Source organism: Rhizobium sp. BT-226, assembly GCF_025847085.2.
GTDB classification, from domain to species: Bacteria; Pseudomonadota; Alphaproteobacteria; order Rhizobiales; family Rhizobiaceae; genus Rhizobium; species Rhizobium sophorae.
The window spans coordinates 859581-872410 of sequence record NZ_JAOYTI010000002.1 but is presented as its reverse complement, the minus strand read 5'-3'; the positions used below and the strand labels follow the sequence as shown (position 1 = coordinate 872410).

General features: G+C 60.7%; 10 protein-coding genes. 6 read left to right on the top strand and 4 right to left on the bottom strand.

The genetic code is table 11. The features are described from left to right. Window positions 1-12 precede the first annotated feature (12 nt). From OIU37_RS14580 to OIU37_RS14570, 3 genes are all read left to right on the top strand, one after another. Entirely contained in the window at window positions 13-825 is an 813-nt protein-coding gene (locus tag OIU37_RS14580) for a MipA/OmpV family protein (protein WP_180693659.1), read from the top strand. Between the two features lie 159 nt (window positions 826-984). Beyond that, window positions 985-1944: a 4-hydroxybenzoate octaprenyltransferase gene (ubiA, locus tag OIU37_RS14575; RefSeq protein ID WP_180693658.1), complete on the top strand. Its 960-nt coding sequence runs from the start codon at window positions 985-987 to the stop codon at window positions 1942-1944. Window positions 1945-2140: 196 nt separating this feature from the next. Beyond that, window positions 2141-2587 (top strand): GNAT family N-acetyltransferase, encoded by a 447-nt coding sequence (locus OIU37_RS14570; RefSeq protein ID WP_180693657.1) that lies wholly within the window; start codon window positions 2141-2143, stop codon window positions 2585-2587. A gap of 163 nt (window positions 2588-2750) precedes the next feature. On the opposite strand, the gene OIU37_RS14565 is transcribed toward OIU37_RS14570, so the two are convergent. Continuing rightward, window positions 2751-3317, bottom strand: a complete 567-nt coding sequence (locus tag OIU37_RS14565; protein WP_003556960.1) for a DUF6101 family protein — start codon at window positions 3315-3317, stop codon at window positions 2751-2753. Window positions 3318-3617: 300 nt separating this feature from the next. Between OIU37_RS14565 and OIU37_RS14560 the strand changes: the two genes are divergently transcribed. Continuing rightward, on the top strand, window positions 3618-6947 hold the full coding sequence (locus OIU37_RS14560; RefSeq protein WP_264257852.1) for a DUF1217 domain-containing protein: 3330 nt from the start codon (window positions 3618-3620) through the stop codon (window positions 6945-6947). Between the two features lie 236 nt (window positions 6948-7183). Here the strand turns inward: OIU37_RS14560 and OIU37_RS14555 are convergent, their stop codons facing one another. The 3 genes from OIU37_RS14555 to OIU37_RS14545 are packed head-to-tail and all read right to left on the bottom strand — an operon-like array spanning window position 7184 to window position 10289. Continuing rightward, on the bottom strand, window positions 7184-8614 hold the full coding sequence (locus OIU37_RS14555; RefSeq protein WP_240602077.1) for an FAD-binding oxidoreductase: 1431 nt from the start codon (window positions 8612-8614) through the stop codon (window positions 7184-7186). A 32-nt stretch (window positions 8615-8646) separates the two neighbouring features. Then, window positions 8647-9621, bottom strand: a complete 975-nt coding sequence (locus OIU37_RS14550) for an L-threonylcarbamoyladenylate synthase (RefSeq protein WP_171601443.1) — start codon at window positions 9619-9621, stop codon at window positions 8647-8649. Between the two features lie 59 nt (window positions 9622-9680). Next, entirely contained in the window at window positions 9681-10289 is a 609-nt protein-coding gene (locus OIU37_RS14545; RefSeq protein ID WP_168311038.1) for a DUF6656 family protein, read from the bottom strand. A gap of 418 nt (window positions 10290-10707) precedes the next feature. On the opposite strand from OIU37_RS14545, the gene OIU37_RS14540 reads away from it, so the two are divergent. After that, on the top strand, window positions 10708-11952 hold the full coding sequence (locus OIU37_RS14540) for an aromatic ring-hydroxylating dioxygenase subunit alpha (protein WP_171601442.1): 1245 nt from the start codon (window positions 10708-10710) through the stop codon (window positions 11950-11952). A gap of 144 nt (window positions 11953-12096) precedes the next feature. Then, a complete protein-coding gene (locus tag OIU37_RS14535) occupies window positions 12097-12564 on the top strand; it encodes a BA14K family protein (protein ID WP_171601441.1) in 468 nt (155 codons plus the stop codon). Window positions 12565-12830 lie beyond the last annotated feature (266 nt).

Here is a 12830-nt window from a genome sequence, read left to right as displayed (position 1 = left end):
TGGAGTGTGGACGTGTCTCATCGATCAGTCGTATCGATCTCTTTGGCTATTGCCTTTTTATCTGCTGGTTCGGCGGTCGCTCAGGAAAGCGGCCAGCACTTCTGGTCCGGCGACTGGTATCTGAGCGTCGGCGTCGCCGGCTTCTCCGCCCCGAAATTCGAGGGCTCGTCGCACAATGAATTCAAGTTCAGCCCGCTGATCTCCGTCGGCCGCCAAGGTGCCGGGGCGCGTTTTTCCTCGCGCAACGACAATCCCTCTTTCGCCCTCATCGACAAGGGCGCGTTGCGCGCCGGTATCGTCGGCAGGTTCGTGCCATCGCGCGATGACGGCGACGGCAACGAGCTGAAGGGCTTGAAGAAGGTCAAATGGGGGGCGGAAGCCGGCGGTTTCGTCGAGGTCTACCCGACAGATTTCCTTCGCGCCCGCGCCGAAGTCCGCCAGGGCATCCGCTCGCATGACGGCATCGTCGCCGATCTCGCGGTCGATGCCTTCACCGATATCGCGCCCGACCTGCAGCTGTCAGGCGGCCCGCGCGCGACCTTTGCCACCAGCGGCTATTACGACGCCTATTACGGCGTCAACGCCAAGCAGGCGGCGGCAAGCGGCCTTGATCCCTATAAGCCGTCGTCTGGCATCCAGTCCTATGGCGCAGGCGCGGCGCTCACCTGGAAGGCGACGGAAAACCTCTCGGCAAGTTCCTTCCTCGAATATAAGCGGCTGGCAGGCCCTGCCGCCGACAGCAGCCTCGTGCGTGACCGCGGCTCGAAGAACCAGGTCCTGATCGGCGTCTCGGCGACTTACAAGTTCAATTTCTCACTGCAGTGATTGATGCGGCTGCGCATCCCTCTCAGATGCGCAGCACTGTAACACTTTGAATTGCCGTATAATTTCATCCTTGGATCGATTTCGATCCAAGGATGATACAAATGGCAGCGCAATGATCGCTTCTTGACCGGATCGACGGCCCGCCGCTAGATGAGGGGCATGCACGATACCGGCGACTTCAACGATCGCGTCTCCGACGCACCTTCCGATAACTGGGTCTACCGGATCCTGCCGCCATGGCTTTGGCCTTATGCGCAGCTCGCACGCTGGGATCGCCCGATCGGCTGGCAGCTCTTGATGTGGCCGTGCTTCTGGTCGGCGACACTTGCCGCCAATGCGGCGATCGGCGAGGGGCTCTATTCCGGCAGCCTGCTGGTGTCGCACCTGTTCCTTTATTTCATCGGCGCGGTCGCCATGCGCGGCGCCGGTTGCACCTACAATGATCTCGTCGACCACGAGATCGACATGGAAGTGGCGCGCACGCGGTCGCGTCCGCTGCCCTCCGGCCGCGTCACGCGCGCCCACGCGAAGATCTTCATCGGCTTGCAGGCGCTGGTTGGCCTCATCGTGCTGCTGCAGTTCAACTGGCTCAACGTTTTCCTCGGCGTGCTCTCGCTCGGGATCGTGGCGTTTTATCCCTTTGCCAAACGTTTCACCGACTGGCCGCAATTCTACCTCGGACTTGCCTTTTCCTGGGGCGCGCTGATGGGCTGGGCCGGGATTTTGGGCGGCCTCTCCTTCGCCGCCATCCTGCTCTACGCCGCCTCCGTCGCCTGGACGATCGGTTATGACACGATCTATGCGCATCAGGACAAGGAGGATGACGAGCTGATCGGCGTCCGCTCCACTGCGCGCCTGTTCGGCGACAGGACACGGCTATGGCTGATCGGCCTTTATGGGTTGACGCTGGTGCTGATGTTTATCGCTTTCGCTCTCGCCGGCGCCAATCTCATCGCTTTTCTGGCCTTGCTCGGTGCGGCCGGCATGTTCGCCTGGCAGATCGTCCGGCTCGATATCAGCGATGCCGACCAGTGCCTGGCGCTGTTCAAATCGAACAACCGCGTCGGCCTGATCATCTTCTTCGGCCTCTTCGTCTCGCTGCTGTTTGCCATTCCCTGAATCAGGCAAAACCAGCAATCGTGTTCGCCGACCCTATAGTTCCAGGTCGTACCCGTTGTATGATCTGGTTGCAGGAGTCGGGGGCTGCGCCGCAACCTGTCGACAAACCTCCGTTCGACGTGTTCTATTCCGACCTTGCCGGACAGCGGGGTATGTCAACATATTCTTGCGACGATCGTGAAACCTCGAGGTTGAAATGACCATCTCTATTCGAGTCGGTAAAAAATCCGACGCCGAGACGGCCATCGCAGTCTTGCGCCAGTCTATAACGCAATTGTGCAGCGCTGATCATCAAGATGATGACGCTGAGATTGCGAGCTGGCTCTCCAATAAGACTGCCGCTTCCTGGGCAGCATGGATCAATCGCGAGGACGCCACAGTTCTGGTCGCAGAACTTGAGGGCAACATCGTCGGGGTCGGCATGGCGGATGCGCGGGGTGAAATTCTGCTCAATTATGCTCATCCCGACACACGCTTTAGGGGGATAAGCACGGCAATCTTGCTTGCGCTTGAAGCCGAGGTTCGCGCGCGTGGAATGGAGATGTGCGTCGTGGAAAGTACTCGAACCGCCAAGAAGTTCTACGAAACTAGGGGATACCAGGCTGCGGCGGGCGATTCCCTCAGCCTTTCCAAACGGCTGTAACGGCAAGATTACCTGGGAACCGAGAGCCACAGTGCCCTTGTCGCAGAAATCCCAATTAAGGCGACAGTTTTGCCACCGAATTCGACAGAGTCGCAAAACGGGCATTCCGCGACAGGTGAGTGCGCAGAATGCCCGGCAATGATGTCCGGTGTCGCGATTTCGGTCAGTTGCGGGCGATGATTTCCTTACCCTCGATCTTCATGGCGACGCCCAGCCGGCCGGTGGTGCGGCGCACGAGGAAGCGCGGGCGGCGATTGGCGAAGTAGGAATGGCGGCGGCGCGGCTTGAGGTCGCTGGTGCGCAAGGCGCCGATGTGGTCTTCGAGCGGCCGGGCGACGCCGTCGGCCTCGACCATCAGCATCGGAATGCGGAAGGCTTCCGACCAACTGCGCCAGTCGGCGGCAATGTCGCTGAGATCATGGGCGACGAGCAGCGGAATGCAGAGCTCCGGATCGGTGTGGTGAAGCTCGAGCGTAACGGTGACTTCGCCGTCGCCGTGGTCGATGGCGCGGGCGGCGACACCTTTGAAGACGCGCTTCGGCAGCGCAATCGAGAGCGGCAGGCCGCTGGAGGGGAGGACCTTGCGCAGGACCGCGCCACGTTCGTCTATGGTGATATTGACGTCATCCGAACAATCATGGATGGCGTAGCTGACCTGCTGGGGGAAGCGGGACGGATCGAGGCGTAACGTCGTGCCAGCCCAGGCGGGCTTCATAACGGGATTGTTCATTTCATTCTACCCTTGTCTTACCTGAGAGCCGATTTTCGGTCTTCTCCTTGGGACTTTTCGTCCTCTATGGCCGACAATAGGCAGCTGCCGTTCCGTACAGCTTAAAAATTGCGGTTAAGAAAACTTTGCCTCCTCTGATGGTTATCAAAACCGAATCCGGCAGGGTTTCCGGAAGGTGAACGATGTGGTGTCCTGGAATGATGCATCCGGAGGTAAGTCTCAGGTAAGCTTTCCATGGCAAAATATGCTCACCAGCATTTCGTCGTTCTTTTAGAGATTTTGCCGAAAAGGGCGCTTTCCATGATCACGGCTTCCCTCGCTTACACGATCCTGTCGCGGGACATGACGTCGAGCCTCAACAAGGTCGCGTCGCAGACGACGGTCAAGAAGGATGCCCAATACTACGCCGACCATATCAACAAGGTCACCAACGTCGACGACTTCCTCGGCGACTACAAGCTCTACAGCTATGCGATGAAGGCCTATGGCCTCGAGGACATGACCTACGCCAAGGCCTTCATGAAGAAGGTGCTGGAAAGCGATCTCACCGATCCCGACAGCTACGCCAACAAGCTCTCCGATACGCGCTACCGCGAATTCGCCGCCGCCTTCAATTTCAATGCGCCGGAAAAGGACGTGCAGACGGATGCGCAGGAGGACGAGCTCATCGGCCTTTACAAACAATCATTCGCCGATGCCGAAAAGGCCGCGAGCGCCGAGAGCACTTATTACAGCAACAATATCGACAGCGTGCAGAGCGTCGACGACCTGGTCAACAACACCCGGTTGCGCACCTATGTGCTGAAGACCTTCAAGATCGATCCCACCTATGCGTCGAAGGACTTTCTGCGGCAGGTGCTGACCAGCGATCTCAGCGACCCCACGAGCTTCGTCAATACGCAGGGCGGCGACAAGTATAAGGCGCTTGCCGCCCAGTTCAGCTTCAACGCCGATGGTACCGTCACCGGCACGGCCCAGACCGCCGCGCAGAAGGCTTCGGTCATCGAGTCCTACACGCTGAATTCCCAATCGGTCATCATCGACAATTCGGTTGGCTCCGACGTCTATTACGTCGGTAAGACGGCGGCCGAATACAACAAGGCCTATTACACCGCCAAGATCGGCACGATCACCAATGTCGATGACCTGATCGCCGACAACCGGCTAACCTCCTATATCAAGACAGCCTACAGCATGGGCGCCGACTTTACCGCGGCAGCGCTGCGCACGGTGTTGACCGACCCCGGCTATGCCCAGCTGATGGGCTTCACCAATGTCTACAATGCTTTCAATTTCAAGGCGGACGGTTCGACGTCGAACACGGCGCGCGCCCAGTCTATCGCCCAGGCGAACAATCTGCAGTCGGCTGCGTCGAACACCGGCAATTATTATACCTTGACCTCGCAATCGAGCAGCATCACCAATGTCGACGACCTGCTCGCCGACAATGTGCTAGCGCGCTACATCAAGGATGCCTATGGTCTCGGCACGAATTTCAGCAATGCCGAGCTGAAGAACATCCTGACGGATTCGGCCTATGCCGCGGCTCAGGGCCATGCAGGCATCAATGCCGACTTCAATTTCCAGGCGGACGGTTCGATCAACGGTTCGGTGATTCAGACGGAAGCGCAGCGCAAGTCGACCACCGACAAGTCGGCGGCGAACGCCGCGCATTTCAAAGGCATGATCGGCAATGTCACCAATGTCGATGACATCATGTCGGATGCCGCTGCCGTCAGCTACATCAGAAACAGCATGCAGATCGCCGACAGCGTCTCTGATGCGACGCTGAGGACGTTCCTGGTCGATCCCGCGGCTGCCAGCGCTCAGGGCTATAGCGACGTCCACGAACTTTTCAATTTCAAGACGGACGGTTCTGTCGCCACCCTTTACGCCTCGCAAAGTGCCTCGCAGAGCGCGACCACCACCAGCAAGGCCAATGAGGCGGCCGTCTACTATCAGGCGACCATCGCCGGCATCTCGGACGTCGATCAGTTGCTGGCGGACCAGAAACTGAACAATTTCGTCCGCAACGCCTTCGGCATCCCGTCGACGGTCAGCGATCTCGATCTCAGGAATATCCTGACCGACCAGAGCGGCACCGGCACTTATGCCGACGTTGCTGCCGCCTTCAACTTCAAGGCGGACGGCACGCTTGAAGATGGTATGCAGGCGCAGACGGCGGCCCAGATCAGCAATACGAAAATTAGTGCCACAGCGCGGACCAACGACTATTCCGCGCGGATGAGGGCAATCGCCAATGTCGATGATCTTATTGCCGATGACGGCATCACCAATTTCCTGAAGAGCACTTACAATCTGCCGTTCGATATCTCGGACGCCGATCTGAAGAGCATCCTGACCGATGCGACGGCGGCCGCAGCAGCCGGTCACGCCGATCTCAATGCCGACTTCAACTTCGCCGCCGATGGATCGCTTCCTGTCGTCAGCTCGGTCCAGACGGCCGACCAGGCGCAGACCACCAACGACAATTACGCGGCGCGTTATGACGACGAGCGCGACGAGGCGATCGACGAGGTCGCATCCAACTACCAGAAGCTCATGGCCGACAGCAGCAGCCTGCTGAATTTCTCCGACGTCGACAGCGTCAATGACTTCCTGCGCAGCAACTCGTCAGCGGATTTCACCAAGAGCAACGACAATTTACCGGATCTCTTCCATGTGGCGCTGCAGGCTTTCGGCCTGACCGACCAGGACGTATCGCGTTCGATGATGCGCAAGATCCTGACCAGCGATGCCTATGATCCGAACGGCTATGTCGCTTCGCTCAAGGATGAACGCATCACCAACCTTGCCCGCGCCTTCAACTTCGGCCCCGACGGCAAGGCGGCATCACCCTTCCAGGCGCTGCCCGACGCGACAATGGCCAAATACGCCACCGACTATAGATCGCATATGACCATGCTGATGAAGGACGGTCCGGTAAAGGACAAGGCAGCGAAGGATGCGACGGCCGAAGTCGATTATTTCGCCAAGGGCATGGCCAAGGTAAAGTCGCTCGACGACTTCCTGGACGACAGCCGGCTGACCGACCTGGTGCTGAAGGCGAACAACCTTGACCCCAAGGATTACGACAAGGCGACGCTAAAGAAGATCTTCACATCCGATCCCGACGACAAGAAGAGCTATCTCAACGCCACCGCCGATGCGCGATTCAAGGATATCGTCGCCGCCTTCAATTTCGATAAGGATGGTAACCTGACCCGCGCCAAGATCGGCACCATCCAGAACAAGGCGGCCGAGGAGCATACGCAAGAGCTCTATGTTCAGCAGACGATGGAAGCCCAGGAGGGCGAAAGCAACGACGGCGTCCGTCTGGCGCTCTATTTCAGCCGCAAGGCCTCGAGCATTACCTCGATCTATGGAATCCTCGGCGACAGGGCGCTTTATCAGGTCATCACCACAGCCTACAGCCTGCCGTCGCAGATCTCCGGCATGGATGTCGCCAAGCAGGCCGATCTCATCAACCGCTTCGTCAAGCTCGAGGATCTCCAGGATCCGAAGAAGGTCGACAAGCTGCTGCGCCGGTTCACCGCGATGTACGACGTCCAGAACGCCACCCAGCAGTCGCCGGCGCTGATGCTCCTGACCGGCGGCGGTACGCAGTAAAGCTGAGGTAATTTCAGGAAAGCGGGCGGTGGGTTCAGACATGTTCAGTGCTTGAGCTACAGCAGTCCGCTTCGCGTCAATGGCTGCCCCCACCCTAACCCTCTCCCCGTAAAAACGGGGCGAGGGACGTGCCCTACGAGAGGTTGGTGGGGAATGGGGAGGTCGCGACATCTCCCTTCGCCCCGTTTACGGGGAGAAGGTGGCGGCAGCCGGATGAGGGGCCGGTCTCGTCGACCTCACACCTCGAGGCTGACCACTTTTCCCGGATTCATGATATCGGCAGGGTCGAAGGCGCGCTTGATGCGGCGCATCAGCTCGATTTCGATTGCCGGGCGGATCGCCGCCAGTTCGTCGCGCTTCAGCTGGCCGATGCCGTGCTCGGCCGAGATCGAGCCGCCATGGTCAAGCACCAGCCCATGCACGATATGGTTCATCTCATGCCAGCGGGCAATGAAGGCGTCCTTGTCTGCACCGACCGGCTGGGAAATATTGTAATGGATATTGCCGTCGCCCATATGGCCGAAGGCGCAGATGCGGGCGCCAGGCATGGCCGCCATCACCGCTTCTTCAGCCTCGGCCATGAAATGCGGGATCTTCGACACGGGTACGGAAACATCGTGCTTGATCGACCCGCCTTCCGGCTTCTGCGCATCCGACATGCTCTCGCGCATGTGCCAGAGCGCCTTCTGCTGCGCCACGGATGAGGCGATTGCGGCATCCAGCACCAGCCCGGCCTCAAAACCCTGTTCGAGCACGCCATTCATCATCCGCTCCGCCGTCTCGGCCGAATCCGACGTCGAAATATCGATCAGCACGTACCAGGGATAGGCCGTTTCCAGCGGATCGCGCACGCCGTCGATATGGCGTGTGGTGATCTCGACACCGAAACGCGGCATCAGCTCGAAACCGGTGAGCGAGGCGCCGCAGAGGCTGGAGGCGAGATTGAAGAGGCCAAGCGCGTCCGTCACCGAATTCAGGCCGGCGAAGGCCACCTGATGGCCGAGCGGCTGGGGAAAGAGCTTCAGGACCGCGCCGGTGATGATGCCGAGCGTGCCCTCGGCGCCGATGAAGAGATCGCGCAGGTCGTAGCCGGTATTGTCTTTCTTCAGGCGGCGTAAGCCGTCCCAGATCTCGCCGGTCGGCAGCACCACTTCGAGACCGAGGCAGAGCTGACGTATATTGCCATAGGCAAGCACGGCCGTGCCGCCGGCATTGGTGGAAAGATTGCCGCCGATGCGGCAGGAGCCCTCCGAGCCGAGCGACAGCGGAAACAGCCGCCCATGCGCCTCGGCCGCCTTTTGCACCTCGGCAAGGATGGCGCCGCCATCGGCCACCAGCACGTTCGCCACCGGATCGACATCGCGGATCCTGTTCATGCGTTCGAGCGACAGGATGATATCGGACCTGCCCTGACGCGGTGTCTGGCCGCCGACGAGGCCGGTATTGCCGGTCTGCGGCACGATCGCCGTTCCGGTCTCCGTCGCAAGCTTCATGATCGCCGAGACTTCTTCGACCGAACCGGGTTTCAAGAGGAGAGGGGAGGAGCCGTGATAGAGCCCGCGGTTTTCGATCAGATGCGGCGCAAGGTCGGCCTCGCTGCGAAGCGCGTATTTTTCGCCGACGATCGCCACGAAGCGGTCGAGATCCTCGCTGGAAATGCTGCTCATCGGGCTCGATTCTCCATCCTGTTCCTGGTCCTTCAGTCGCGGGGCGCGGCTGCCCGCTGCAGGCGGTCGTTGATCGCCTCGCCCAGCCCCTCCTCGGGAATCGGCGAAAAGGCGATGCTCCGAGCGCCGCTGGCATCGGCTCGCTTCATATAGTCGAAAAGATTGGCCGCCGCCTCTGCAAGGTCGCCGCGCGGGCTGAGATCGAGGACGACCCGCGCACTGTCCGCGCCGGAGACCGCGGCGCTGCCGAAGGCGATCAGCGCTTCGCCGGGTTCGACTGCCGTTGCATTGAGGCGCACGGAAGCACCCGGCGCGTAATGCGAGGCGAGCATGCCCGGCGCCTCGATGGCCGCCGATGCCGCCTTCGCCCGCAGCAGCGGTTGGCCTGCAATGCGTTCGATCTCGCGCGCCGCCAGTCCACCCGGCCGAAGCAGCCTGAGTTGGCCGCCCTCTGCCTTGACGATCGTCGATTCGACGCCGACCGCACTTGGGCCTGCATCGAGGATCAGCGGGATTTTCGCCCCGAGATCGGCGTCGACATGGGCGGCACTCGTGGCGCTGACCCCGCCTGAGGTATTGGCGCTGGGGGCTGCGAGCGGCCGTCCGAAGGCGCCGATCAAAGCGCCTGCAAACCCCTTCGGCACGCGGATGCCGACGCTGTCGAGTCCGGCGGTCGCCAGCGAATGGATCGGGCTTTCCCGCTTCAGCGGCAGCACGAGGGTCAGCGGACCGGGCCAGAAGGCTGCAGCGAGCGCCCGCGAGACCGGGTCGAATTCGGCATGTTCTTCCGCCATCGCGAGGTCGGCCATATGGCAGATCAGCGGGTTGAAGCGCGGTCGTCCCTTTGTCTCGTAGATGCGGGCGATGGCTAAAGGATTGGTGGCGTCGGCGGCAAGGCCGTAGACGGTCTCCGTCGGGATGGCGATGGCAAAGCCGCCGGCAAGAGCGGCTGAGGCCGCCTCGAGCGCTGCCTGCCTGTCTGCCTCTATGTTGATCGTGCGTGCCATATCCTGCCTGTGTTCGTCCCGGCAGTCATTAGGCTTTCCGCCGCCCACGATCAATCGCTTTAGAGCTGCCGGATGATTTCGCGCAGCTGTTCGTTGCGGGCGCCGAGCAGCAGGATGTTGCGAATCGCCGCCTGCGGATCATGCGTGCGGAAGAGCAGGCCGTTGCCGCGCACCGACCGGTCGATAGTCATCTTTTCCGCGGAGTTCTCGCCGGGTTTGATCGCGACGGCGAAATACATGCGGGAATAACCGACATCGATGCGCTCGAAGAAATTGTCGTTCTCGCCGATCTCGGAATAGAAATTGGAGATGTAGAAGGCCCAGCTTACCTCTTCGTAATGGGCGAATTTCGTCCGCGCGGCGGTGACGTGGCAATAGCCGAGATGCGGGCTATCCTCCAGCGTCCGGTGGAAGATCATCTTCGGAAACTGGATCGAGTGGTGAAAGCCGTTGATGTGCTGATGTGTCTTCTCGCCGGCCACCTGCAGCTTTCGTCCGGTCTTCGCTGCGACCTCGTCATGGGTGAAATACCGCTTTTCCTCGGCCAGCCAATGCCGCCGCTCGCGGGGGATGCGACCGGTTCGCAAGAATTCGGAATGGGCGGCAATCAGCTGCGGTTCTTGCGATCTGCTCGCATCTTTCGCGTCGAAATAACGGAGTCTGGCCATGGTTCGCGTTCTTCGGTCGGTCGGTGATCATCAGGAGGATAGGACCGTATGCTTAAGGCGATGTTAAAAAATGGCCCCGCGGCCGGCCGGCTGGGAGGCAAATGCCGGCAGATGTCGCAAATGCGACGGCGATCGATATCAGGCAGCCGGCCTCTTTGCGGAGCGGGTCTTTACGCCATGTCGCAATTGAGGATAATTGCCCGGAGAGTCGGGCAATGTCATCGACCGGGATCGGCGGCTTGCGGCTTGCCGTATCCTGTCGTCAATTTCGAAGCCGATGTCGCATTACAACCAAGCGGCAGGCAGGCTCGGTGATTAAATGACGCCATGAACACTTCTCCCCAAGGAGAAGGAAGCGGGCGCGCTTCCGCCGGCCTTCTTGCCGGCAGCCGGCAGCCGGGTGCACGAGGACATGAAGATGGATATTCGCAGCAACGTTTTGCGTCAGCTCAAGAGCCGCCGTGAGGGCTTCAGCCTCGAACAGCCGTTCTACATCGATGAGGATTATTTCCAGCTCGACATGGAGATGATCTATTATCGCGACTGGCTGTTCATCGGCCATGATTGCGAGTTGCCGAAGCCGGGCGCCTATTTCACCGTTCAGATCGGCAGCTATCCTGTCGTCATCGTCCGCGGCCGCGACAATGTCATCCGTGCCTTCCATAACAGCTGCCGCCATCGCGGTTCGCGCGTCTGCACCAAGGAGCACGGCTCCTCCGTGCGCCTCGTCTGTCCCTATCATCAGTGGACCTATGATCTCGACGGCAAGCTCGCCTTCGCCCGCCACATGGGTGATGACTTCGACAAATCAGGCTTCAACCTGAAGCCCGTCCATTGCGAAATCGTCGCTGGCTATGTCTTCATCTGCCTTGCCAACACCGCCCCGGATTTCCAGCCGGTGCGCGACAAGATCGAACCCTATGTCGCGCCGCACCGGATCAGTGAGAGCAAGGTCGCCTTCCAGAGCACGATCATCGAGAAGGGCAACTGGAAGCTCGTCTGGGAAAACAACCGCGAGTGCTATCACTGCGCCGCCAATCACCCCGAACTCTGCCGCACCTATCCCGAAGCCCCGAGCGTCACCGGCACGGATGGCGGCGCCGACGATCCCGAGATCGCCGGCCATTGGGCGCGCTGCGAGGCGGCCGGCCTGCCGAGCAAGTTCCAGATTTCGCCGGACGGTCAGTTCCGCACCGCCCGCATGCCGCTGATCGAGGATGCCGAGAGCTACACCATGTCGGGCAAGCGCGCCGTCAAGCGCCCGCTCTCCGACGATATCTCGATCGGTCATATCGGCACCATGCTGCTCTTCCATTACCCGACGACGTGGAACCACCTGCTCGGCGACCACGCCATCTCCTTCCGGGTTCTGCCGCTCAGCGCCAATGAGACGGCGGTGACGACCAAGTGGCTCGTCCACAAGGACGCCGTCGAAGGCGTGGATTACAATCTCGAGGAACTGACCCACGTCTGGACCGAGACCAACGATCAGGATCGCCGCATCGTCGAGGAAAACGCCTTCGGCATCCACTCGCCCGCCTATGAGCCAGGCCCCTATTCTTCCCTGCATGAAGGCGGCGTCATGCAGTTCCTCGAATGGTATTCGAACTTCATGGTGAACCGCCTGCAGGGCGACCAGGCGAAAATCTCCGCCGTTGCCTGATCGCATCGCCGGCGCCGGTTAATCTCCGGTTCAGTTCAGACTCTCTAAAAGGGAAAGCAGCCGGCCCCGGCTGCTTCTGGAACCATTCGGGCGCGGAAGCGTTGCTGGGCAGGCGGTGATCGCTGTTGAATGGGAGTTGAAGCAATGATCGGGCTGAGAAACAAGATTGCGACCGCAGTTCTGGCTGCCGCCGTGGTGCTGACGGGCTTTGCGCCGTCGCAGGCAATCCAGATGCCCACCGCCCCGCAGGTGGAAAAATCCTCCGCCGTCGAGAACGTCCAGTATCGCCGCTACTATCGCCCCGGTTACCGGCCCGGCTATCGTCCCGGCGCCTACTACCGGCCCGGCTATTACGGCGGCTATCGCGGATATTCCTATTACCGCCCGGGATACCGCCGTTATAACGGCTACTGGTATCCGCTCGCCGCCTTCGGCGCCGGCGCGGTCATCGGTGGCGCAATCGTCGCGCAGCCGCGTTACGTCGCGCCTGCGCCCCGCATGGGTTCGAGCCACGTCGCCTGGTGCGCAAACCGCTACCGGTCCTATCGCGCCTACGACAACACGTTCCAGCCCTATAACGGCCCGCGCCAGCAGTGCTATTCGCCGTATTGAGGCTGGAAGCGCGCCGCGCTTCCGATTGGTCTGTGTCAATGCGATGTGACGTGATGCGATAGCCGCAACGCCGCTGCATCGGCGGCGAGTTTGGCAGGAACGTTATCCCACCCTCCGTCATCCTCGGCCTTGAGCCGAGGATCCATGCCCGCTGCTGATGGAGGAGGCCTGCGTGGATCCTCGGGTCAGGCCCGAGGATGGCGGAGAGTGGGGTGAGCTTTGTGGCAAATACCACGACGTTTGATGGATTAGGAGCGGACCCGCGC